Here is a 24,141-nt window from a genome sequence, read left to right on the forward strand (position 1 = left end):
CCGGATGGCCCGGACGGCCCTTCAGGCTGTGGTTTCCGGGATACCTTACGCAATTTCACATGCGTCGGGCCGACAATTTGCAAGCAGTTACAAGACCCTGGTTCCAGCGGGTGCTGTCGGCGGAACCAGCAACCGATGAGCCAGACCTTTGATGACTGACGCACCTCTCCCGAGTTCCGCCGATTCTCCAGCCGGCTCCCCTGCGAATTCCGCCTGCTCCCACGGGTATTCCCGATACGCACAGCGCATGCTGACCGCTCGTCCCGAGCTGGGCGGCCGGATCGCAACGCTGGCCGCGGCGCCGATCACCCGCGAGCGCATCGACGCGCGGCTCGACGCGCTTTGCGATGCTGAGCGCGCGGGCCCCGACGCTCCGCTCGCCGAAGACGGCCTGAAGCGCGCGCTCCGTCAGCTGCGTGCCGAGGTGTTCTGCGCGGTGATGGAGCGCGATCTGGCGCGCACGGCCGATGTGGCCGAAGTCACCGGCACGATGACGGATCTCGCCGAAGCGACCATCCAGCGAGCGATGCGCGTGCTGTCGGCGGAGATGGAGGGGCTCTTCGGCGAGCCGCGTGACGAGTTTGGCGAGCGGCTCGCGCTCGGGGTGGTCGGGATGGGCAAGCTGGGCGGCCGCGAGCTCAACGTGTCGTCGGACATCGATCTGATCTTCGTCTACGAGGACGATGGCGAGACGGCCGGCGGCCAGCGCTCGCCGCTGTCGACCCAGGAATACTTCACGCGGCTCGGGCGCCGACTGATCGGCGCGCTTGCCGAGGTGACCGCCGACGGCTACGTGTTTCGCGTCGACATGCGGCTGCGGCCGAACGGCGATTCGGGCCCGCTCGTCTGCAGTCTCGGCATGCTCGAAGAGTATTTCTACGTGCAGGGCCGCGAGTGGGAGCGCTACGCGTGGATCAAGGGGCGGCTTGTGTCGGAAGGCGAGAGCGACGCGGCAGGGCGGCTCGCGAAGCAGCTCGACGCGATCGTCACACCGTTCATCTACCGGCGCTACCTCGACTTCGGCGTGATCGGCGCGATCCGTTCGCTGCACGTGCAGATCCGCCAGGAGGCGCAGCGGCGCGCGTCGATGCGCCCCGACAAGGCGGACGACATCAAACTGGGCCGCGGCGGCATTCGCGAGATCGAGTTCAGCGCGCAGGTGTTCCAACTGATCCGCGGCGGCCAGGACGCCGGTTTCCGGGTCCGCCCGACCTTGCAGGTGCTGCAGCACGCAACCGCCCAAGGGCTGATCGCGTCGTCGGTGTGTCTGGAGCTGACGCAGGCGTATCGCTTTCTGCGCGAACTCGAGCACCGGCTGCAATACCGCGACGACGCGCAGACCCACGCGATGCCCGTCGACGAGGGCGAACGCGCGGCCCTCGCGCACGCGATGGGCTTCGGCAGCTACGGCGAACTGATGATGGTGCTCGAAGGGCACCGCGAGCGGGTGGAGCGCCAGTTCGACCAGATCTTCGCCGACAAGGTAAACGGCCACCGCGGCTGTGCGGCGCCCGAGGACGGCGCGGCCGCCTGGGTGTGGAGCAGCGCGCTCGCCGACGAGAGCGAAGACGAGGCGCTCGCTGCGCGGCTCGTCGAGCTGGGCATCGCGGAACCCGCGGATCTGCTCGCCCGGCTGCGCGGCGTGTGGCGCTCGTCGCGCTACGCGGGGCTGCCGGAGCGCAGTCGTCAGCGCTTCGACGTCGTCGCGCAACGGGCACTCGAAGCCGCGCGCACGCTCGAGCCGCCGGAGCGCCGCGCCGATACGGTCGCGCGCTGCTTCGATCTGCTGGAGGCCATCGGGCGGCGCGGTGCTTACCTGGCGCTGCTGACGGAGTACCCGCAGGCGCTGACCCGCGTGCTGTCGGTGCTCGGCGCGTCGCGCTGGGCGGCCGGCTATCTGATCCGCCATCCGCAGCTGCTCGACGAACTGCTCGACGACGAAGGGATGGGCAGCCCGTTCGACTGGGCGGAGTTCAAGCGCAACCTGCGCGCCCGGCTTGCCGCCGCCGATGGTCCGGAGCAGCAGATGGACCTGTTGCGCCACGCGCATCAGGCCGAGGTGTTCCGTATCCTGCTGATCGACCTCGCGGGCAAGCTCACGGTTGAGCACGTCAGCGACCGGCTGTCGGAACTCGCCGACGCGGTGCTCGACGTGACGGTCGAAGCGGTCTGGCGGCAGCTGTCGAAACGTCATCGCGACGTGCCGAAGTTCGCGGTGATCGCGTACGGCAAGCTCGGCGGCAAGGAACTGGGCTATGCGTCCGATCTCGATCTGATCTTCCTGCACGACGATCCGGACGATTCGGCATCCGATGTTTACGCGACGTTCGCGCGCCGGCTGATCACCTGGCTCACGATGGCGACCGGCGCGGGCACGCTGTTCGACGTCGATCTACGATTGCGCCCGAATGGCGAGTCCGGGCTGCTCGTAACGGACCTCGAATCGTTCCGCCGCTACCAGCTGCGCGAAGGCGATGCCGCCAATACCGCGTGGGTCTGGGAGCATCAGGCGCTGACGCGTGCCCGCTACTGCGCGGGCGATGCCGCGATCGGCGAGCAGTTCGAAGCGATCCGCGTGCAGGTGCTGACCACCCCGCGCGAGGCGACGCCGCTCGCGCAGGAGATCGTCGACATGCGCAAAAAGGTCGAGGACGGGCATCCGAACCGGACCGAACTGTTCGACCTGAAGCACGATCGCGGCGGCATGGTGGACATCGAGTTTCTCGTGCAGTACTGGGTGCTGCTGCACGCGGCCAAAGACCCTGAGCTGATCCGCAACACCGGCAATATCGCGCTGCTGCGCGAGGTGTCGCGCTACGGGCTGATGACGGCCGACGAGGCCGAAACGGTCGGCGCCGCGTACCGCACCTACCGGAAGCTGCAGCACACGCTGCGGCTCGATGGGATGGAGAAGGCGCGCGTCGCGCCGGAGTCGGTGAACGACGAGCGCGACGCGGTGCTGGCGTTGTGGCGGCGGGTGTTCGGGTAACCTGCGGCTCGGGTGGCGGCCCCGGTTGGGAGCTTACGCCGCCAGCATTTCCTTCGCGTGCTTGCGGGTGGTCGCGGTAATTTCCAGACCACCCAGCATGCGCGCCACTTCCTCGATGCGGCTCGCGCGGTCGAGCGGGTTCACCGTGCTGATCGTACCGCCGTTGCCGTTGGACGCCTTCGCCACCTGGAAATGCTGATCGCCGCGCGCGGCCACCTGCGGCAGGTGCGTCACGCACAGCACCTGGCGCTGCTCGCCGAGCTGATGCAGCAGCCTGCCGACCACTTCCGCGACACCGCCGCCGATACCCGTATCCACTTCGTCGAAGATCAGCGTCGGCGTCGGGCTGGCGGCGCTCGCGATCACCGAGAGCGCGAGCGAGATGCGGGCAAGTTCGCCGCCCGACGCAACCTTTGCGAGCGGCCGCAGCGGCACGCCCGCATGACCGGCCACGCGGAACTCGATCTGCTCGAGTCCGTGCGCGCCGCCTTCTGGCAGCGGCACCAGCGCCACCTCGAAACTGCCGCCCGCCATCGATAGCTCCTGCATGCCGGTCGTGACTGCCGCGCCGAGCGCCTTCGCGGCCTTCGCGCGCGCCTTCGACAGCAGTTTCGCTTCCGCGAAGAACGCGTCTCTCGCTTTGGATTCGGCGGCGCGAAGGCTGTCGAGATCAGCGGCGGCATCGAGTTTCGCGAGCTGTTCTCGGCGCGCCATGTGTTCTTCCGGCAGCGTTTCGGGCTGCAGACGGAACTTGCGGGCGGTGGAATGGAGTGCGTCGAGGCGCTTTTCGACCTGTGCGAGCCGATCGGGATCGAGGTCGAGCCGCTGCGCGTAGTGGTTCAACGAGTAGGCCGCTTCCTGCAGCTGGATCTCGGCGGGCTCGAGCGCGGCGAGCGCGTCGCCGAGCTCGGGATCGATCTCCGCGAGATCGCGCAGCTTCGAGATGATCGAGCCGAGATGCGTGATCATCGCCTCGTCGGATTCGGACAGCGCGGCGAGCGCGCCCTGCACGCCTTCGATCAGATTCGCCGAGTGCGAGAGCCGCCGATGCTCGGCGCCGACTTCTTCCCATTCGCCCGGCTGCGGCGCGAGCTTGTCCAGTTCGGCGAGCTGCCACGCGAGCCGTTCGCGTTCCAGCTGCAACTCGCGATCGCGCGATTGCGCGTCTTCGACGGCCTGCGTCGCGTCGCGCCAGCCGCGCCATGCGCGCGTCACCTTCGCGGCGGCATCGGCGAGCCCGGCGTGCGTGTCGAACAGGTTGCGCTGCGCGTCCGGCCGCATCAGCAGCTGGTGCGCGTGCTGCCCGTGGATGTCCACCAGCATCTCGCCCACTTCGCGCAACTGCGTGAGTGTGGCGGGCGTGCCGTTGATGAATGCGCGCGAGCGGCCGTTCGAATCGATGACGCGTCGCAGCATCACGCTGCCGGCGTGGTCGTCATCGTTCGGGACGGCGAGTGCCTGCTCGTCGAGCCATTGCGCGACGAGCGCATGGGTGTCGAACTCGGCGGTGATATCGGCGCGCGATTCGCCGGCCCGCACGACGCTCGCATCGGCACGGGCCCCGAGCGTCAACGCGAGCGCGTCGATCAGGATGGATTTGCCGGCACCCGTTTCGCCGGAAAACACCGTGAAGCCGCTGTCGAATTCGAGATCGAGCGCGGCGACGATGACGAAGTCGCGGATCGAGAGATGGCGAAGCATGGAGGTCGATGAAATGGCGTGCGGGTGGCGTACGTCAGTGACGGGCTTAAATGGTGGGGTCGTCTTCGTGCGACGGGTGCTCGTTCCAGTGCAGCTTCTTGCGCAGCGTCGCGTAATAGCTGTAGCCGACCGGATGCAGGAACGGCACGGTATGGCGCGAACGGCGCACGTCGATCACGTCGTTCAGTTCGAGCGCGGTGAACGACTGCATGTCGAAGTTCACGTTGACGTCGCGGCCGGACACGATCTGGATGCTGACCCTGGATTCGTCCGGCAGCACGATCGGACGGTTCGACAGCGCGTGCGGCGCGATCGGCACGAGCACGAGGCCTTGCAGCTGGGGGTGCAGGATCGGGCCTTGCGACGACAGCGCATAAGCCGTGGAGCCGGTGGGCGTCGCGACGATCAGGCCGTCCGAGCGCTGGTTGTACATGAAGCGGCCGTCCACCGAGACGCGCAGCTCCGCCATGCCGGAGAAGCCGCTGCGGTTCACGACCACGTCGTTGAACGCGAGCGCGTGGTAGATCGGGTCGCCATCGCGCACGATGCGCGATTCGAGCAGCGTGCGCTCCTCGCGCTCGAAGCTGCCCGCGAGCATCTGCGGGACGATCTCGCGCATGTCAGAGATCGGGATGTCGGTGATGAAACCGAGCCGGCCATGGTTGATGCCGATCAGCGGCGTACGGTAGGGCGCGAGCTGGCGGCCGATGCCGAGCATCGTGCCGTCGCCGCCGAGCACCACCGCGACGTCCGCGCGCGCGCCGATTTCCGCGGGGCGCAGCGTCGGGTAGCCGGACACGCCGATCTGCCCGGCCGTTTCCGCTTCGAATACGACTTCGAAGCCGCGCTTTGCGATGCACGCGGCGAGTGCGGTCAGCGGCTCGCCGATGCCCGGAGTGTTGCTGCGCCCGACAAGCGCAACCGTCTTGAACTGGCTGTTGATCTGCATGCCGGCATTACACCATAGCTGGGTCGCGAAAAGAACCGGCGGGGCTGGGCGCTCGCGAGCGCCGCGGCCGCCCGCGAGCGGCGTCCGGGGCGCGCTTCGGCCTCGCTGACGCACCCGGCCAGACGACGATTATCGTTAGAATGGTGGCGTGCTGATGACAGGCCGCGTTGCCGGGCGGCTGTCCGCGCGGCGCGCAGCCTGCGCGAACCGTTGCGCACGTTGCCGGCAACCGTGATGACGCCGTCATTGAGCTAAAATTTTCCGTCATGCTAGATCCTCGCGCACAAACCCTCCTCAAGACGCTGATCGAGCGATACATCGCCGAAGGTCAGCCGGTCGGCTCGCGCACGTTGTCGCGGTATTCCGGGCTGGAGCTTTCCCCGGCCACCATCCGCAACGTGATGTCCGACCTCGAGGAGCTGGGACTCGTGATCAGCCCGCACACCTCGGCGGGCCGGATTCCCACGCCGCGCGGCTATCGTCTGTTCGTCGACACGATGCTGACCGTCGAGTCCGCCGCGAACGAGGAGGCGATGATGCATGCGGTCAAGGCCACGCTGCAGGTCGGCGAGCCGCAGAAGGTGGTCGCGGCGGCGGCCAGCGTGCTGTCGAACCTCTCGCAGTTCGCCGGCGTGATCCTGACGCCGCGCCGCAGCCATGTGTTCAAGCAGGTGGAGTTCATGCGCCTGTCGGACAAGCGCATCCTGCTCATCATCGTCACGCCGGAAGGCGACGTGCAGAACCGCATCATGGCCACGCAGCGCGACTTCTCGCTGTCGGAGCTTACCGAGGCGTCCAATTACATCAACGCGCACTTCGCGGGTCTTTCGTTCGACGAGGTGCGCCGGCGCCTGCGCGAAGAGCTCGACGAGCTGCGCGGCGACATGACCGCGCTGATGCACGCGGCCGTGACCGCCAGCACCGATGCGTCCGACACCGGCGAAACCGTGCTGATTTCCGGCGAGCGCAACCTGCTCGAAGTCGCGGACCTGTCGTCCGACATGGCGCGGTTGCGCAAGCTCTTCGACATCTTCGACCAAAAGACCGGCCTCCTTCAGTTGCTCGACGTGTCGAGCCACGCGCAGGGCGTGCAGATTTTCATCGGCGGCGAGTCGAATCTCGTGCCGATCGAGGAAATGAGCGTCGTGACCGCGCCGTACGAGGTGAACGGCAAGATCGTCGGCACGCTCGGCGTGATCGGCCCCACGCGGATGGCATACAACCGCGTGATCCCGATCGTCGACATCACCGCGCGGCTGCTCTCGCTCACGCTCAGTCAGCAATAACGGTTTGCAGGCGTTGCGACGCGATCCGGCACGCCCGGCTGGAGACGATCTTGCGCCGCCCATGCCGGGCCGCCAATCCACCGTTCGACCTGGCCATCCGGCCAGGGGGCAGGCGGGAATCGCGCCGCTATAATGGCTGTCCGATCTTCACTCCGACCGCACGCGCGGCGGCCTGTGCCGCTGCGTCGCCCCCGTTTATGCGCCTGCCTTCGCGTTTCGATCTCGAGCGGCCCCTGCAGTCCAGCACCGCCCATCGTGTGGCGGTGCTGCTGATCAATCTGGGCACGCCGGACGCGCCAACGCCGCGTGCGGTCGGCCGCTATCTGGCGGAGTTCCTGTCGGACCCGCGGGTGGTCGAGATTCCCGCGCTGCTGTGGCAGCTGATCCTGCGTCTGATGATTCTTCCGTTCCGCTCGCGCGCGTCGGCGAAGAAATACGCCGCGGTGTGGATGCCGGAAGGTTCGCCGTTGCGGGTGTACACGGAAAAACAGGTGGACGGTCTGCGGCAACTGCTGCACGCGAACGACTACACGGTGCTCGTCGACTACGCGATGCGCTACGGCACGCCCAACATTCCCGCGATGCTGAACCAGCTGAAACTCGCTGGAGCGGAGCGCGTGCTGCTGATGCCGATGTATCCGCAATACTCGTCATCCACCACAGCCACGGCCTTCGATGCCGCGTTCCACGCGATGAAGCGCATGCGCAACCAGCTGGAAGTACGCACGGTGCGTCAGTACGCGGATCACCCGGCTTATATCGCGGCGCTCGCCGCGCAGATCCATCACTACTGGCATCAGCACGGGCGCCCCGACTTCGCGGCCGGCGACCGGCTGGTGCTGAGCTTTCACGGCGTGCCGAAGCGCACGCTGGATCTCGGCGATCCTTACCATGACCAGTGCCAGCAAACCGGCACGCTGCTAATGCACGCGCTGGAGCTGACGCCGGTGGAGTGCCGCGTGACGTTCCAGTCCCGCTTCGGGCGTGCCGAGTGGCTCCAGCCCTACACGGCGCCGACGCTCAAGGAACTGGGCGCGGCCGGCGTCCGCCGCGTGGACGTGTTCTGCCCGGGCTTCACGGCCGATTGCCTCGAGACCATCGAGGAGATCGGCATGGAAGTGCGCGACGAATTCGTGCATGCGGGCGGCAAGGAGTTTCACCGCATTCCGTGCGTGAATGCGGCGCCGGCATTCGTCGCGGCGCTGGGCGAAATCGTCGCGCAGCACCTGCAGGGCTGGCCGGTTCAGACGAGCGCGCCGGCGGCGCTGGTCGAATGACGGCGCCGTTACGCGTCGACGCACGGCGGCCCGCGCTGCACGATCCGGACACGCGGCGCCGCTAACATGTTGATTGTTCGAACTCTGACCGCAGCTTCAGGGTATCGGACGGACTGATGGACGAGCATGAACTACAGGATTTCGACTGAACCCGACGCGCGGCTGCGGATCGACAAGTGGCTGTGGGCCGCACGTTTCTTCAAGACGCGTTCGCTCGCGGCGGATGCGGTCGGCAAGGGGCGCGTGCGGATCGGCGGCGAGCCGGTGAAGCCTTCGAAGGACGTCCGGGTCGGCGATCTCGTCGAGATCGAGATCGAACGGATCGTGTGGCAGGTGCGCGTGCTCGGCATGTGCGACGTGCGCGGGCCGGCCAGCATCGCGCAGACGCTCTACGAGGAAACGGAAGCAAGCAGGACGAAGCGGCAGCAGGAATACGAGCGCCGCAAGACGTTTCATGAACCGGCCGCCGACATGCATGGGCGGCCGACCAAGCGGGACCGACGCGTTATCGACAGATTTTCGCGTGGGGATTGAAGAGCTGCTCGATGGTTGCGTGTACGCCGCCGTACTCGGTTGTACGGTCGGTGACAGCGCCGGACATGCAGATGGTCGTGGTGCCCGCGATGAGTACCAGTGCGACCACCGAGATAGCAAAGGTCAGTTTCACGGCAACCCCCTGGCAGTGCAGGACGGAAACGGGCAATTGGAATGGGTGGAAACTACCGTCGTCCGACTAGGGTATACGCGCCTTCTCGGATGTATGAGTGGAGTTTAGGCGACGCGCGAATTCCTCTCAATCTCAATTGGCCTACGGCAGCGTAATGGTTGTAACGGCCCATTTCGGTTGCACGGCAGCAGTGCAAAAAACGCCGCGGAACCGCTTGAAAACGCCAACCTCGCCCATATTTGCACCGCCAGTGACCGGTCGGTGTGTTGCGCGGCAGCAACGCGGAAAACCGCGTCGAGCACGGATCGTGCGACACGCACTTTTGGCATTTTATTTTTGACGACTTTCAGCGACATGGAAAACACGCAAGAGAACCCGACGAGCCAGACTCCCACGCCCGCCGACGAGACCCCTGCAGGCAAGCCGCAGGAAGGCGTCGTCGCCGAAAACAGCGCCGAAGTTGCGCTGACCGCGGCTCAGGCGAAGATCGCCGAACTGCAGGAAGGCTTCCTCCGCGCGAAGGCCGAGACCGAAAACACCCGCCGCCGGGCCCAGGAAGACGTGACGAAGGCGCACAAGTTCGCGATCGAAGGTTTCGCCGAACATCTGCTGCCGGTGATCGACAGCCTCGAGGCAGCGGTCGCGCACGAATCCGACGACCTCGCGAAGGTTCGCGAAGGCGTCGAGCTGACGTTGCGCCAGCTGGTGGGCGCGCTGGAGAAGGGCCGCGTCGTTGCGCTCAACCCGGTCGGCGAGAAGTTCGATCCGCACCGCCACCAGGCCATTTCGATGGTGCCGGCCGAGCAGGAGCCGAACACGGTTGTCGCGGTGCTGCAGAAAGGCTATATGATCGCCGACCGCGTGCTGCGCCCGGCGCTGGTGACGGTCGCGGCGCCGAAGTAAGGGTTGGCAAGTCCCCCGCCCGGGCGCAATTGCCCGGCCGGGCGCCGCTGCGGCGGCTCGCACGGGTTCGTCCGCAGGCGATGAACCCGTACCACCCGATTGAAAAAAATTAAAGACCGCATCGCGTTCAAGGTCTTGAAAACGAAACCGCCGCACGCATTTGCGGTGCAGGCATGAATTTGATGGCGGAACGCCGGGCCAGACAGCTACGCGCCCCGCCGGCAGGAACGAAAATCTGGAGATCAGTAGAAATGGGCAAAATCATTGGCATCGACCTCGGCACCACGAATTCCTGCGTGGCGTTGATGGAAGGCAATCAGGTCAAGGTGATCGAGAACTCGGAAGGCGCGCGCACCACGCCGTCGATCATCGCGTACATGGACGACAACGAGATCCTGGTCGGGGCCCCTGCCAAGCGCCAGTCGGTCACCAATCCGAGGAACACGCTGTACGCGGTCAAGCGCCTGATCGGCCGTCGCTTCGACGAAAAGGAAGTGCAGAAGGACATCGGCCTGATGCCCTACAAGATCGTCAAGCACGACAACGGCGACGCCTGGGTGGAAGCGCACGGCGAAAAGCTCGCGCCGTCGCAGGTTTCGGCTGAAGTGCTGCGCAAGATGAAGAAGACGGCCGAAGACTACCTCGGCGAGCCGGTCACCGAAGCCGTGATCACGGTTCCCGCGTACTTCAACGACAGCCAGCGTCAGGCCACGAAAGACGCCGGCCGTATCGCCGGTCTGGAAGTGAAGCGGATCATCAACGAGCCGACGGCGGCTGCGCTCGCGTTCGGCCTCGACAAGGCAGAGAAGGGCGACCGCAAGATCGCGGTGTTCGACCTGGGCGGCGGCACGTTCGATATCTCGATCATCGAGATCGCGGACGTCGACGGCGAAATGCAGTTCGAAGTGCTGTCCACGAACGGCGACACGTTCCTCGGCGGTGAAGACTTCGACCAGCGCATCATCGATTACATCATCGGCGAGTTCAAGAAGGAGCAGGGCGTCGACCTGTCGAAGGACGTGCTCGCGCTGCAACGTCTGAAGGAAGCCGCGGAAAAGGCGAAGATCGAGCTGTCGTCGAGCCAGCAGACCGACATCAACCTGCCGTACATCACGGCGGATGCAACCGGTCCGAAGCACCTGAACCTCAAGTTCACCCGCGCGAAACTCGAAGCGCTCGTCGAAGAGCTGATCGAACGCACGATCGACCCGTGCCGCACCGCGATCAAGGATGCGGGCGTGAAGGTGGGCGACATCGACGACGTGATCCTCGTCGGCGGCATGACGCGTATGCCGAAGGTGCAGGAGAAGGTGAAGGAGTTCTTCGGCAAGGAGCCGCGCCGTGACGTGAACCCGGACGAAGCTGTCGCCGTGGGCGCGGCGATCCAGGGCCAGGTGCTGTCGGGCGACCGCAAGGACGTGCTGCTGCTCGACGTGACGCCGCTGTCGCTCGGTATCGAGACGCTCGGTGGCGTGATGACGAAGATGATCAACAAGAACACCACGATCCCGACGAAGCACTCGCAGGTGTATTCGACGGCGGACGACAATCAGGGCGCCGTGACGATCAAGGTGTTCCAGGGCGAACGCGAGATGGCGGCGGGCAACAAGCTGCTGGGCGAATTCAACCTGGAAGGCATTCCGCCCGCACCGCGCGGCGTGCCGCAGATCGAAGTGACCTTCGATATCGACGCGAACGGCATCCTGCACGTCGGCGCGAAGGACAAGGCGACCGGCAAGGAAAACAAGATCACCATCAAGGCGAACTCGGGCCTGTCGGAAGCCGAGATCGAGAAAATGGTGAAGGACGCGGAAGCGAACGCGGAAGAAGATCACAAGCTGCGTGAGCTGGCCGATGCCCGCAACCAGGGCGACGCGCTCGTCCACAGCACGAAGAAGGCGCTCGCCGAATACGGCGACAAGCTGGACGCGGGCGAGAAGGACAAGATCGAGTCCGCGCTGAAGGACCTCGAAGATGCGCTGAAGAGCAGCTCGAGCGACAAGGCGGAGATCGAAGCCAAGGTCGAAGCGGTTGCCACGGCATCGCAGAAGCTCGGCGAAAAGATGTACGCCGACATGCAGGCGCAGGGTGCGGCGGAAGGCGCCGCAGAGGGCGCGGCAGGCGGCGCGGGCGCATCGGCGGGTGCTTCGTCGGCACGTCCGGAAGACGACGTCGTGGACGCCGAGTTCAAGGAAGTGAAGAAGGACTGAGCCGGCTTTGACCGGCCGGGAATGGCGTGCAGCAATGTGCGCCGTTCGTCTGCCCGGGCACGGGCAGCGCGCGCGGCAACAACTGCCGCGTGGTCCGCAGTCGATACGCCTGGCGAGCCATCCGGCTCGCCGGGCAATTTGTTTTAAGGGGTCGTCGTGTTGGTCCGCAACAGGGGCGGGCCGAACGGGCACGATGGCCGGACGAGTCGCAAGACTCCGGCATTCAAAAGGAACCGCCGCGCGTAGCTCGCGTGGCCGGTGTTGAACCGATATGGCGAAACGGGATTACTACGAGGTTCTGGGCGTCGCGAAGAACGCGGGCGACGACGAAATCAAGAAGGCTTATCGCAAGCTTGCGATGAAGTACCACCCTGACCGCAATCCGGGCAACAAGGATGCGGAAGAGCATTTCAAGGAAGTGAAGGAAGCCTATGAAATGCTGTCCGACTCGCAGAAGCGTGCCGCGTACGACCAGTACGGTCACGCGGGCGTCGATCCGAACATGGCGGGTGCGGGCGCGCAGGGCTTCGGCGGTTTCGCCGATGCCTTCGGCGACATTTTCGGCGATATCTTCGGCCAGGCCGCGGCGGGCGGCGCGCGTGGCCGCGCCGGTCCGCAGGTATATCGCGGCGCCGATCTGCGCTACAGCATGGAGATCACGCTCGAGCAGGCCGCCCATGGCTACGACACGCAGATCCGCGTGCCGAGCTGGGCGTCGTGCGAAATCTGTCATGGCTCCGGCGCGAAGCCCGGCACCAAGCCGGAAACCTGTCCGACCTGTAACGGCTCGGGTTCGGTGCGCATGTCGCAGGGCTTCTTCAGCATCCAGCAGACCTGCCCGAAGTGTCATGGCACCGGCAGCTATATCCCCGAACCGTGTGCGCATTGCCACGGCGCGGGCAAGGTGAAGGAAACCAAGACGCTCGAAGTGAAGATCCCGGCTGGCATCGACGACGGCATGCGGATCCGCTCGGCCGGTAACGGCGAGCCGGGCATCAACGGCGGTCCGTCGGGCGACCTGTACGTCGAGATTCACATCAAGCCGCACACAGTGTTCGAGCGCGACGGCGACGATCTGCATTGCCAGATGCCGATCCCGTTCACCACGGCGGCGCTGGGCGGCGAAATCGAGGTGCCGACGCTCGCGGGCCGCGCAAGCTTCACGGTGCCGGAGGGCACGCAGTCGGGCAAGACGTTCCGTCTGCGCGGCAAGGGCATCAAGGGGCTGCGTTCGAGCATCGCCGGCGATCTCTATGTGCACGTGCAGGTCGAAACGCCGGTGAAGCTCACGGACAATCAGCGCGATCTGCTCAAGCAGTTTGAAAAGTCGCTGCTGGAAGGCGGAGCGCGGCATAGCCCGCAAAGCAAGAGCTGGTTCGATCGCGTGAAGAGCTTCTTCGACTGACGGTCGTGCCGTATTGGCGGTTCCGATGACGACTGACGATGATCCGGTGTTCGCGTTGCTCGACGATTGCGGCGCTACCGCGGCGCGTCGGTCGAGCCGCCTCTACACCGGCTTTTCCCACGAACGGGTGTGCGCACACCCGTTCGAACTCGATGCCGTGAACGCGGCCGTGTCGGACGATCTGCGTGCCGCACTGCATGCGGTCGTCGTGGCGGATTACGGATTCGGCCGGCTGCTCGTGCTCGGCGAGTCCGCTTCTTCTGAAACGCAGCGTGGCGATGCCGCGCTGCGTTTTTTGCTTTTTGAGCGCTGCGAGCGGCTATCCGCCGATGAAGTCTCGGCATGGCTTGCGCAACACGACCACGCATCCGAAACACCTGGTGTCGCCGGCACGGCGAACCTCGTCGCGAGCGTCGACGAGTCGCAGTTTGCCGACGCGATCTCGCGCATCCACGACGCACTCAGGGCCGGTGACTCCTATCAGGTCAACTACACGTACCGGCTCGGTTTCGACGTATTCGGCGAGCCGGTTGCGTTCTACCGTCGTCTGCGAGCCAGTCAGCCAGTGCCCTACGGCGCGCTGATCGCGCTGCCGGGTGACGAATGGCTGCTGTCGTGCTCGCCGGAACTCTTCGTCGAGAAGTCCGGCGCGATGCTTCGGGCACGGCCGATGAAGGGCACCGCCCCGCGTGCGTCGAACGCGGAAGACGACCGCGCCGCCGCGGCACATCTGCAGGCGGATGCGAAGAATCGCGCCGAGAACGTGATGATTGTCGACCTGCTGCGCAACGACATCTCGCGTGTCGCCGCGACGGGCTCGGTCAAGGTGCCGGCGCTGTTTTCGGTCGAACCGTATGCGTCGGTGTGGCAGATGACATCGAGCATCGAGGCGACGCTGCGGCCGGGCACGTCGTTCGCGGATCTGATGCGCGCGCTGTTCCCGTGCGGCTCGATCACCGGCGCGCCGAAGCACAGCACGATGCAGCTGATCGATGCGCTCGAAAGCACGCCGCGCGGCGTGTACACGGGCGCGATCGGCTGGCTCGATGCGACGTCTGCCGACGATGATACAAACGCGACCTGTGGCGACTTCTGCCTGTCGGTCGCGATCCGCACGTTGATGGTGAGCCCGGCCGATACCACGACAGGACAGCGTCGCGGCACGATGGGTGTGGGCGCGGGCATCGTGCTCGACAGCGTGGCGGCCGACGAATTCGCGGAATGCCGGCTGAAGGCGCGCTTCCTGACGGACGCGGACCCTGGCTTCCAGCTCTTCGAGACGATGCACGCGACGCGCGACGAAGGCGTGCGGTACGTCGAACGACACCTCGCACGGCTATCGGCCAGTGCGAACAAGCTCGGGTTTGCATGTGAGCTCGCATCGATCCAGGCAAAGATCGACGAAGCGTGCGGCGCGTTACCCGCTAACGCGCCGCATCGAATGCGTGCCGCGCTGGATAAGGCAGGCAAGCTCACGCTGACAACGGCCGCACTAACGCCGCTCGCGCCGGAAGCAACCGTCGGCGTGTTGATTGGCCCGAAGCACGGCTTCTCGCCGACTCACGCAAACGATCCATTGCTGCTGCACAAGACCACGCGCCGCGCCGACTACGATCGCGGCTGGCGCGAAGCCGAAGCACGCGGCGGTTTCGATACGCTGTTCTTCAACGACCGTGGCGAGCTGACCGAAGGCGGCCGGACGAATGTGTTCGTGAAGCTTGACGGGCGGTGGTGGACGCCGCCGTTGTCGTCGGGGGCGTTGCCTGGTGTGATGCGCGCGGTGCTGCTCGACGATCCGCGATTGGCGGCCGCAGAGCGGGTACTGACGCTCGACGATCTGCAGCACGCTGAAGCGTTGATCGTCTGCAATGCGCTACGCGGCGCGCTAAACGCGACGATCGTCGACTAGCGCGCCCACGCATCAGAACTGATGCTCCGGCCCGGGGAACGAGCCGTCCTTCACGGCCTTCACATACGCGCTCACACCATCGGCGATGCTCGGCTGGCCCTGAATGAAGTCCTTCACGAAGCGCGGCCGCTTGCCGGGGAAAATGCCCAGCATGTCATGCAGCACGAGCACCTGACCCGAACAGTCGAGCCCCGCGCCGATGCCGATCGTCGGAATGCGTAGCTGCTTCGTCACTTCTGCGGCAAGCGGTGAAGGAATCGCCTCGAGCACGACGAGTTGCGCACCAGCGTCCTGAATGGCGCGCGAATCGCGCAGCAGCTGGCTCGCGCCGGCTTCGGTCTTGCCCTGCACCTTGAAGCCGCCGAACGCATGCACCGACTGCGGCGTGAGTCCGACGTGCGCGCACACCGGCACCGAGCGATCGACGAGAAAGCGGATGATCTCCGCGACCCACTCGCCGCCCTCGAGCTTCACCATCTGCGCACCGGCGCGCATCAGCTTCACCGAGCTCTCGAACGCATCCGCAGGCGTGCCATAGGTGCCGAACGGCAGATCGGCGACGATCAGCGCCGAAGGCTGCGCGCGCGCGACGCAGGCCGTGTGATACGCGATGTCGTCGAGCGTGACGGGTAGCGTCGTCGTATGGCCTTGCAGCACGTTGCCGAGCGAATCGCCGATCAGCAGCACGTCGACGCCCGAGCGGTCCAGCAGCGATGCGAAGCTCGCGTCGTAACACGTGAGCATCGCGATCTTCTCGCCGGCGTCGCGCATGGCCTGGAGCTTCGGCACCGTGATCGCGCTGCGGCTCGCTTCCTGCAGATAGGTCATGAATGAGGGTCCAAAAGAGGCAAATGAGGGAACGCGATGAGCGCCGCCGCGCGTTCAGAGCGACGTGCCCTTGACGAAGTATTCCTTGCGGCCGCGCATCGATTCGATGCGCTCGACGAGCAGCGCAAGGTCCGCGTCGGATTCGAGCGGATTCAGGTGTTCCGCGTTGACGGTCAGCACGGGCGCGCCGTCGAAGTGATAGAAGAAGTCGTTGTACGCGTCGCACAGCGAGCGCAGGTACGCGTCGGGAATCTGCAGCTCCATCGCGATCGCCCGCTTCTGGATGCGCGAGAACAGCACCTCGGGGCTCGCCTGCAGATACACGACGAGGTCCGGCATCGGCGCCGGCGCATCGATGCGCGGCGCGAGCGTGCGGTAGAGCTGCCACTCGTCGTCGGGTAGCGTGAGCCGCGCGAAGATCGCGTTCTTCTCGGTCATGAAATCCGTGATGATCGATGCGCCGCTGACCTGCGCGTTCGCGATCTCCTGCGCCTGCTGTGCGCGCTGCAACGCGAACTGCAACTGCGTGGCGAGCGCGTAGCGCGCGGTGTCGCGATAGAAGCGTTCGAGAAACGGGTTGTCCTGCGGCCGCTCGAAGATCGGTTGCATCGACCAGCGCTCCGACAGCCGCCGCGCGAGCGACGTCTTGCCGACGCCGATCGGCCCTTCGATCGCGAGGTGGCGCACGGGTGCGCGCATGGCGGGCGCCGTCACCGTCAGCGGTGCGGTCTGGGAAGAAACGAGCGGTGAACTCATCGGCAGTTGCCTTTCGACGTGTCGTTGCCCACGCCCGCGAACGCGCTCAGCAGCGGACACTGGCATGGCGATTTGACCTTCTCGATGCGCTGCCCGGCGACGGCCGCGAGAAACGCGCCGGCGCGGCCGCGCTGCGGAATGATCAGCGATTCGTCGAGTTCGACGAGAGGGACGAGCACGAACGCGCGCTCGGTCATGCGGGGATGCGGAACGACGAGATCCGGCTCTTCGATATACAGCTCGCCGTACAGCAGGATGTCGATGTCGAGGGTGCGCGGAGCGTTGCGAAAGGGACGCTCCCGGCCGAAATCGGCTTCGATGCGATGGCAGAGCGCCAGCAACTGGCGCACGGGGAGCGCCGTGTCGAGCTTGACGACACAGTTGTAGTAATCGTCGCCGCCCGCGTCGATCGGGGCGGTTCGATACAGGCTCGATTTCGCGAGCACGGTGATGGTGTGCTGCTGCGCGAGGCACACCACCGCGTCTTTCAAGGACTGGCGCGCGTCCCCGAGATTCGCGCCGAGGCCGAGATAGGCAACCGTCATGGCTTGGGTTCCTGCAACTTCGTGCTGCTCTCGTTCGACGGCGAGTACCGCGACCGCATCAGTCGTCGTGTGTGCCGTCGTGGCTCACATCGTGCGATTCCTGTGCGGCGGCGGTCTGTCCGCCTTCCATTCCGGCGCCCTGTTTGCGGTTCCTGGCGCCACCGCGCCGCCGTCGTTTTCTGGGCGTCCGGTCCTTCCCGCCTTGCGAGAGCAGTGTCTCGCGTGCGGCGGAGTCTCCATCGATGAAATCCGTCCACCACGCACCGACCGATTCATCCAGCTCGCCCGATTCGCAGCGCAACAGGAGGAAATCATACCCCGCTCTAAATCTTTGGTGTTCCAGCAGCTTCAGCGCGCTGCGGCCCGAACGCCGTTCGAGACGCAACTGCAGGCCCCAGATCTCGCGCATGTCGGCGGAGAAGCGCTTGTGGATAGCGAGTTTCTCGGTCTGCATGTCGAGCACGTCGTCCATCGCGCGATGCAGCGCGGGCACGGGGAACTCGCCATTCGCTTCGTATTGCTGCCAGCGCTGCTGCACGTCATGCCACAGCAACGTCGCGAACAGGAAGCCCGGCGACACCGGCTTGCCCGCGCGCACGCGCGCATCGGTGCTGTTCAGCGCGAGCGTGATGAACTTCTCGCCGTGCGGCTGTTCGAGCACGACGTCGAGCAGCGGCAGCAGGCCATGATGCAGGCCTTCCTTGCGCAGCCGCTGCAGGCACGCGAGCGCATGACCCGACAGCAGCAGCTTCAGCATCTCGTCGAAGAGACGCGCGGCCGGCACGTTGTTGATCAGATCGGCGAGTTCCGTGATCGGCTCGCGGGTCTTCTCTTCGATCTCGAAGCCGAGCTTCGCGGCGAAGCGCACGCTGCGCAGCATCCGCACCGGGTCTTCGCGATAGCGCGTGGCCGGGTCGCCGATCATCCGCAACAGCTTTGCGCGCACGTCGGCCATGCCATTGTGATAATCGAGCACGGTCTGCGTGGCCGGGTCGTAGTACATCGCGTTCACGGTGAAGTCGCGACGCGTCGCGTCTTCGTGCTGCTCGCCCCAGACGTTGTCGCGCAGCACGCGGCCGCTCGCGTCGACCGCGTGCGTGCGGCGATCGAGTTCGTCGCGGCGCAGGCGACGCGGCGGTGCTTCGTCGGCGGCAGGTGCGGGCGCCGGTGCAGATGGAGCGGGCGGATCGACGAGCGCGCGGAACGTGGACGTTTCGATGATTTCCTGGCCGAACTGCACGTGCACGATCTGGAAGCGCCGGCCGATGATGCGCGCGCGGCGGAACAGCTTCTGCACCTGTTCTGGCGTCGCGTCGGTCGCGACGTCGAAGTCTTTCGGCGCGATGCCGAGCAGCAGGTCGCGCACCGCGCCGCCGACGATGAACGCGCGGAAGCCCGCCTGTTGCAGACCTTCGGTCACGCGGATCGCGTTGCGCGAGATCAGCGACGGATCGATGCCATGAATGTCCGACGACAGGATGACGGGGACGTCGGGGTCGGGCGCGGCCTGCGCACGGCTCGCCGCGGATTTGCCGCGGCTGCGGCTCGTGCCGGACTTTGCGCTGGCCTTGCCGCGCGCTGGCGTCCGGCTCGTGGGCTCAGCCTCGCTGTCGTCGGGCGTGTGGCCCTCGGCGGAAGCATCGGCGCTTGCGGAGGTATCGTCGGCGTCGGCCGCGTCCTGTCCGAACAGCTTACGGATGAGTTTCTTGATCACGACAGTTGAAAGAGTTCGAGGATGCGCCAGCCGCGGGCCTTCGCATGGGCGCGCAGCGTGTCGTCCGGATTGGTCGCGACCGGGTCGGTGACCTTCTCGAGCAGCGGGATGTCGTTGTGCGAATCGCTGTAGAAGTAGCTGCGACCGAAATCCGCCCACGTCTTGCCGAGCGACGTGAGCCACGCTTCGGTGCGCACGATCTTGCCTTCGCGGTAGCTCGGCGTGCCGGTGGGCCGGCCGGTGAAGGCCGATTCCGGATGACCGTCGATGGTTTCGACCTCGCACGCGATCAACGTTTCGATGCCGAAGGCTTCGGCGATCGGCGCGGTGATGAACGCGTTGGTGGCGGTGACCATGCAGCAGAGGTCGCCTGCGTCCTGGTGCTGCCTGACGAGATCGAGCGCGACCTGCGCAATCTTCGGCGTGATCGACTCGCGCATGTACTGCTCGTGCAGCGCGCGCAGTTCCGCGCGCGAATACTTCGCGAGCGGTGTGAGCATGGCGACGAGGTACGCGTGAATGTCCAGCACGCCGGCCTTGTAGTCGGCGAAGAAACGGTCGTTCTGCGCCGAGAAGCTTTCGGCCTCGACAATGCCCTGCTTCACCATGAAGCGACCCCATTCGTGGTCGCTATCGGTGGGAATGAGCGTGTGGTCGAGGTCGAAGAGTGCGAGATTAGTCATGGGGGGCCATTTTACTTGAAGCGGCTGACGGCGTTGGTTGCCGGCCGGATTCGGCGAGCATCGTGCGCAAAAGCGGCAGCGTGACCGCGCGCTTCTGTTCGAGCGAGAAGCGGTCGAGCGCGTCGAGGAGCGCCATCAGGCTTGGCATGTCGCGCCGGAAATGTGTGAGCAGATATGCGGGGACGTCGTCGGCGAGCGCAATGCCGCGCTCGTGCGCAGCCTGCTTCAGCACTGCGGCTTTCGCATCGTCTGCGAGCGGCGCGAGATGGAAGACGAGCCCCCAGCCGAGCCGCGTGCGCAGGTCTTCGCGCACGTCGAGCGCGATCGGTGCGGCGCTGCCCGTGGCCACCAGGGCGCTGGTGGGATGCGCGCGCACTTCGTTGAAGAGATTGAAGACCGCGATCTGCTGCGCGGCCGAAAGGCGATCGCAATCGTCGATTGCGTACAGCGCGACGTGAGGATCGAACGCGAACGCGTCGAGGCCGCTCAGCGGGCCGGCGTAGCGTGCGTTGCCCGGCGCGGCTTCCTGCACGAGCGCCTGCAGCAGATGGCTGCGGCCGCTGCCCGCTTCGCCCCACACGTAGAACGTGCGGTCGGCGACCGGGCCGGCAGCGAGCGCGGAATCGAGTTCGCGCAGGCGCGTCACGAGCTCGGCATTGGGGCCCGCGAGGAAGTTGTCGAAGGTCGATGGCGGCGGGGTACCGAGATCGAGCGTGAGTTGGCGAAGCACGATGAAGTCTAGACTCAGTTTTTGTAGAGCGCGCTCGACAGATAGCTGCGGCGCAGTTCGCGCCACGCGACGGACAGGATTGCGCTCACCGGCAGCGCGAGCAGCACGCCGAAAAAGCCGAACAGCTGGCCGAACGCGAGCAACGCGAAAATGACCGCGAGCGGATGCAGCCCGATGCGCTCGCCGACGAGACGCGGCGTCAGAAAGAAGCTCTCGAGCACCTGGCCCACGCCATAGACGAGCGCCACCGCGCCGAAGCCATACCAGCTGCCGAACTGCAGCGCCGCGGCGAGCAGCGCGAGCACGAGACCCGTCGCATAGCCGATGTACGGGATGAACACCGCGATGCCGGTGAAGATGCCCACCGGCAGTGCGATCTCGAAGCCCGCGATGGACAGCGCGACCGCGTAGAACACCGCGAGCACGCCCATCACGAGCAGCTGGCCGCGCAGGTATTGCGACAGCATCTGGTCCATGTCACGCGACAGCGTCAGCGTGCGATGCAGCCAGCGGCGCGGAATGAAGCCGCGCACGCGCGACATCATGTGATTCCAGTCGTACAGCAGATAGAACAGCACGAGCGGCACCATCACAAGGTTGCCGATGATGGTGATCATCACATTGCCGCTCGTGCGGATCGACGTCCACGCGTACATCGCGATGGTCTGCGCGCTGCCTTCGAGCTGGCTCATCACCATGTCGCGGATGCTCGCGAAATCGAGCGACGCGTCGGTCAGGCCGATTGCTTCGAGCTTCGGCGCGAGCCACTGATGCAGATGCGCGAACAGGGTGGGCACCTGCTGCTTCAGCTGCGGCACTTCCTTCTGCACGACCACCAGCACGAGCAGCACCAGCATGGTGAGCACGAGCGCGAAGACCAGCATCATCAGCAGCGCGGCGAGGCTGCGCGGAATGCGCCGGCGCACGAGCCACGCGACGCCCGGCTGCAGGATGTACGCGAGGATCGCGCCGAGCAGGAACGGCGTGAGCACTGGGCTCAGCAGCCACAGCAGGATGCCGACCGCGAGCGCGATGGCGACCCAGATGAAGGCCTGGCGCTGATAGGGCGTGAAAATGGGTGTGTTGGGCGGCAAGATCGATTTTCCCTGGTGTCGTGGGGGGCCTGCGCGGGGCAAATTGCAGGCGAGGCGTCCGGCATCGGGTAAAATCGCATTTTACCGACCTTCTCCCGCACTTCCCCATGAATCAACCGAAATCCGCTCCTGACGCTCAGGGGCTGTCGTATCGCGACGCCGGCGTGGATATCGATGCGGGCGACGCCCTCGTCGACGCGATCAAGCCCTTTGCCAAGAAGACCTTGCGTGATGGCGTGCTTGGCGGCATCGGCGGTTTCGGGGCGCTCTTCGAGGTGCCGAAGAAATACCGCGAGCCGGTGCTCGTCTCGGGCACGGATGGCGTCGGCACCAAGCTGAAGCTCGCGTTCCATCTGAACAAGCATGACACCGTCGGCCAGGATCTCGTCGCGATGAGCGTGAACGACATCCTCGTGCAAGGTGCCGAGCCGCTGTTCTTCCTCGACTACTTCGCGTGCGGCAAGCTGGACGTCGGCACGGCGGCCACGGTCGTGAAGGGCATCGCGCAGGGCTGCGAGCTGTCCGGCTGCGCGTTGATCGGCGGCGAAACGGCCGAGATGCCGGGCATGTACCCGGATGGCGAGTACGACCTCGCAGGCTTCGCGGTCGGCGCGGTGGAAAAGAGCAAGATCATCGACGGCAGCACGATCGCCCCGGGCGACGTGGTGCTCGGTCTCGCGTCGAGCGGCATCCATTCGAACGGTTTCTCGCTGGTGCGCAAGATCATCGAGCGCGCGAATCCGGATCTGAACGCCGACTTCGACGGCCGCTCGCTTGCGGACGCGCTGATGGCGCCCACGCGCATCTACGTGAAGCCGCTGCTTTCGCTGATGGAAACCATCGCGGTGAAGGGCATGGCGCACATCACGGGCGGCGGTCTCGTCGAGAACATTCCACGCGTGCTGCGCGAAGGTCTCACGGCCGAACTCGATCATCGCGCATGGCCGCTGCCGCCGCTCTTCTCGTGGCTGCAGAAGCATGGCGGCGTGGCGGATGCCGAGATGCATCGCGTGTTCAACTGCGGTATCGGCATGGCCGTGATCGTGTCGGCGGCGGATGCCGATGCGGCCGTTGGCCTGCTGTCGGGCGCGGGAGAAATGGTGTGGAAGATCGGCACCGTGCGCGAGAGCGGTGCAGGCGAAGCGCAGACTGTGGTGGTGTGACGGCGGCTGGCGTTTCTTTGTGAGGCGCGTGCGTCGCGCCTCAGTCCGCCGGCGCTTCGTTACCGGCTGAATCGGCTGGCCCCCACGCCGGTATATCGAGGTAGTAGCGGGTCGAGCGGCCCGCGCCGACCTTGCGCAGCAGGCCCATCTCTTCGAGTTCGATCAGTTCGCGCGACGCCGTGGCCCGCGACGTGCCCGCGATACCCTCGTACTTTTTTGTACTCATACCGCCTTCGAAGCCGTCGGGGCCCGCGTCGAGCAACACGTTGACGATCTTCCGCTGTCGCGCGTTGAGTACCTTCTCCTGATGGTTCGCCCAGAACGTGCCTCTGCCTAGGGCGACGTCCACGGCACTGGACGCTTCCTCGCAGGACACGCGTACCTGTTCCACGAACCACAGCACCCAGTCAGTCACATCCAGCCCGCTGTGCTGGGCACGTTCGAGCTGCGCGTAGTATTCATTGCGCTGGTTGAGCAGGCGCTGTGAGGTCCGAATCAGCCGGCTCACCTCACCGCTATCGCGGGCGAGCACCAGATCGATGAGCACGCGGCCAATGCGGCCGTTCCCGTCTTCGAACGGGTGAATCGTCTCGAACCACAGGTGTGCGAGCGCCGCCTTGACCAGATCGTCATGTTCGGTCTGCGCGTTGAACCAGTCGAGCAACGCCTGCATTTCGGCCGGGACGCGAGCCGATGGCGGGGCCTCGTAGTGCACCTTCTGACGCCCGATTCGCCCGCTGACAATCTGCATCGGTTCGGCATGCTGGCGGTACGCTCCGACGAGAATCTTGACGAGGCCCGAGTAACCCGTCGGGAAGAGTGCTGCCTGCCAGGCAAACAGACGATCGTGTGAAAGCGGCGCGTCCCTTCGGGCTACGGCGTCATCCATGATGTCGAGCAGGCCTTCCACATTTCGTGGCGCATTCGGGCCATCCTGGTTCCCGACACCCAATCGCCTCGCCACGGATGAACGCACTGCGGTGAGGTCGAAGCGCTCGCCTTCGATGGCGGCCGTTGCGACCGCATCCTGACTCCAGGCTTCAGCCGCGAGTTCCAGGCGCTGTTCGAAACCGGTGCCGGCCAGCTTGCCTTCGACGACGCCCTGGGCCCGGCGTGCGCGCGCCAGTTCGCTGCTGAGGCGAATGACGTCGTAATGCATGGCGGGCCACGCGGGCGCTTGCCAGATGAGCGACGGGGGCTGGGTCATGGCATTGGAAGCACGTTGAGGCGATTGCGGCGCTTAATCGACTCAATTTTTGAGTTGAATTGGAGTATAGCTCGAGTTGAGTCGATTGCACGCTTAATCGACTCAAAACGTGAGTCGATTAACTC

At 65.7% G+C, this 24,141-nt stretch carries 19 protein-coding genes; 9 read left to right on the forward strand and 10 right to left on the reverse strand.

The genetic code is table 11. The features are described 5' to 3' along the window. The first annotated feature begins 247 nt into the window (after positions 1 to 247). On the forward strand, positions 248 to 2,989 hold the full coding sequence (glnE, locus tag DVS29_RS26615) for a bifunctional [glutamate--ammonia ligase]-adenylyl-L-tyrosine phosphorylase/[glutamate--ammonia-ligase] adenylyltransferase (protein WP_240655808.1): 2,742 nt from the start codon (positions 248 to 250) through the stop codon (positions 2,987 to 2,989). A gap of 33 nt (positions 2,990 to 3,022) precedes the next feature. On the opposite strand, the gene recN is transcribed toward glnE, so the two are convergent. Together recN and DVS29_RS26625 are read right to left on the reverse strand one after the other, a co-directional pair. Next, complete coding sequence (recN, locus tag DVS29_RS26620; RefSeq protein ID WP_118183520.1) at positions 3,023 to 4,690, reverse strand: DNA repair protein RecN; 1,668 nt, start codon at positions 4,688 to 4,690, stop codon at positions 3,023 to 3,025. A gap of 46 nt (positions 4,691 to 4,736) precedes the next feature. Then, a complete protein-coding gene (locus tag DVS29_RS26625; RefSeq protein ID WP_118183521.1) occupies positions 4,737 to 5,639 on the reverse strand; it encodes an NAD kinase in 903 nt (300 codons plus the stop codon). Between the two features lie 266 nt (positions 5,640 to 5,905). Between DVS29_RS26625 and hrcA the strand changes: the two genes are divergently transcribed. The 7 genes from hrcA to pabB all read left to right on the forward strand — a co-directional run bounded on the left by hrcA (position 5,906) and on the right by pabB (position 15,296). Continuing rightward, positions 5,906 to 6,925 carry a heat-inducible transcriptional repressor HrcA gene (gene hrcA / locus DVS29_RS26635; protein ID WP_118183522.1) on the forward strand — a complete coding sequence of 340 codons (1,020 nt, stop codon included), beginning with the start codon at positions 5,906 to 5,908 and terminating at the stop codon, positions 6,923 to 6,925. Positions 6,926 to 7,122: 197 nt separating this feature from the next. Then, on the forward strand, positions 7,123 to 8,202 hold the full coding sequence (gene hemH / locus DVS29_RS26640; protein ID WP_118183523.1) for a ferrochelatase: 1,080 nt from the start codon (positions 7,123 to 7,125) through the stop codon (positions 8,200 to 8,202). 126 nt (positions 8,203 to 8,328) lie between these two features. Beyond that, positions 8,329 to 8,736 (forward strand): RNA-binding S4 domain-containing protein, encoded by a 408-nt coding sequence (locus DVS29_RS26645; RefSeq protein ID WP_118183524.1) that lies wholly within the window; start codon positions 8,329 to 8,331, stop codon positions 8,734 to 8,736. A 487-nt stretch (positions 8,737 to 9,223) separates the two neighbouring features. Continuing rightward, positions 9,224 to 9,772, forward strand: coding sequence for a nucleotide exchange factor GrpE (grpE, locus tag DVS29_RS26655; RefSeq protein WP_118183526.1), 549 nt, complete (start codon positions 9,224 to 9,226; stop codon positions 9,770 to 9,772). A 251-nt stretch (positions 9,773 to 10,023) separates the two neighbouring features. Further along, positions 10,024 to 11,982 carry a molecular chaperone DnaK gene (gene dnaK / locus DVS29_RS26660; protein WP_118183527.1) on the forward strand — a complete coding sequence of 653 codons (1,959 nt, stop codon included), beginning with the start codon at positions 10,024 to 10,026 and terminating at the stop codon, positions 11,980 to 11,982. Positions 11,983 to 12,253: 271 nt separating this feature from the next. Beyond that, the gene (dnaJ, locus tag DVS29_RS26665) at positions 12,254 to 13,387 is read left to right on the forward strand and encodes a molecular chaperone DnaJ (RefSeq protein ID WP_118183528.1); all 1,134 of its coding nucleotides are present in this window, start codon (positions 12,254 to 12,256) and stop codon (positions 13,385 to 13,387) included. Between the two features lie 25 nt (positions 13,388 to 13,412). Beyond that, positions 13,413 to 15,296 carry an aminodeoxychorismate synthase component I gene (pabB, locus tag DVS29_RS26670; RefSeq protein WP_118183566.1) on the forward strand — a complete coding sequence of 628 codons (1,884 nt, stop codon included), beginning with the start codon at positions 13,413 to 13,415 and terminating at the stop codon, positions 15,294 to 15,296. A gap of 12 nt (positions 15,297 to 15,308) precedes the next feature. On the opposite strand, the gene panB is transcribed toward pabB, so the two are convergent. Genes panB through DVS29_RS26705 form a run of 7 tightly spaced genes read right to left on the reverse strand, consistent with a single transcriptional unit; the run spans position 15,309 to position 21,646 of the window. Beyond that, entirely contained in the window at positions 15,309 to 16,124 is an 816-nt protein-coding gene (gene panB, locus DVS29_RS26675; protein ID WP_118183529.1) for a 3-methyl-2-oxobutanoate hydroxymethyltransferase, read from the reverse strand. A gap of 54 nt (positions 16,125 to 16,178) precedes the next feature. Continuing rightward, on the reverse strand, positions 16,179 to 16,880 hold the full coding sequence (locus DVS29_RS26680; RefSeq protein ID WP_118183530.1) for a deoxynucleoside kinase: 702 nt from the start codon (positions 16,878 to 16,880) through the stop codon (positions 16,179 to 16,181). Continuing rightward, positions 16,877 to 17,425, reverse strand: a complete 549-nt coding sequence (gene folK, locus DVS29_RS26685) for a 2-amino-4-hydroxy-6-hydroxymethyldihydropteridine diphosphokinase (protein ID WP_118183531.1) — start codon at positions 17,423 to 17,425, stop codon at positions 16,877 to 16,879. The genes DVS29_RS26680 and folK overlap by 4 nt, the downstream gene beginning before the upstream one ends. A 58-nt stretch (positions 17,426 to 17,483) precedes the next feature. Then, positions 17,484 to 19,139 (reverse strand): polynucleotide adenylyltransferase PcnB, encoded by a 1,656-nt coding sequence (gene pcnB, locus DVS29_RS26690; RefSeq protein WP_118183532.1) that lies wholly within the window; start codon positions 19,137 to 19,139, stop codon positions 17,484 to 17,486. Then, positions 19,136 to 19,822, reverse strand: a complete 687-nt coding sequence (locus DVS29_RS26695; protein WP_118183533.1) for a histidinol-phosphatase — start codon at positions 19,820 to 19,822, stop codon at positions 19,136 to 19,138. The genes pcnB and DVS29_RS26695 overlap by 4 nt, the downstream gene beginning before the upstream one ends. Next, positions 19,815 to 20,552 (reverse strand): DnaA regulatory inactivator Hda, encoded by a 738-nt coding sequence (gene hda, locus DVS29_RS26700; protein WP_118183534.1) that lies wholly within the window; start codon positions 20,550 to 20,552, stop codon positions 19,815 to 19,817. Before hda ends, DVS29_RS26695 begins: the two co-directional genes overlap by 8 nt. A 14-nt stretch (positions 20,553 to 20,566) precedes the next feature. After that, positions 20,567 to 21,646, reverse strand: a complete 1,080-nt coding sequence (locus DVS29_RS26705) for an AI-2E family transporter (RefSeq protein WP_118183535.1) — start codon at positions 21,644 to 21,646, stop codon at positions 20,567 to 20,569. A gap of 107 nt (positions 21,647 to 21,753) precedes the next feature. On the opposite strand from DVS29_RS26705, the gene purM reads away from it, so the two are divergent. After that, a complete protein-coding gene (purM, locus tag DVS29_RS26710) occupies positions 21,754 to 22,809 on the forward strand; it encodes a phosphoribosylformylglycinamidine cyclo-ligase (protein ID WP_118183536.1) in 1,056 nt (351 codons plus the stop codon). A gap of 40 nt (positions 22,810 to 22,849) precedes the next feature. Here the strand turns inward: purM and DVS29_RS26715 are convergent, their stop codons facing one another. Further along, positions 22,850 to 24,016 (reverse strand): Fic family protein, encoded by a 1,167-nt coding sequence (locus DVS29_RS26715; protein WP_118183537.1) that lies wholly within the window; start codon positions 24,014 to 24,016, stop codon positions 22,850 to 22,852. Positions 24,017 to 24,141 lie beyond the last annotated feature (125 nt).

It is taken from the genome of Paraburkholderia phosphatilytica (assembly GCF_003443895.1).
GTDB lineage: Bacteria > Pseudomonadota > Gammaproteobacteria > Burkholderiales > Burkholderiaceae > Paraburkholderia > Paraburkholderia phosphatilytica.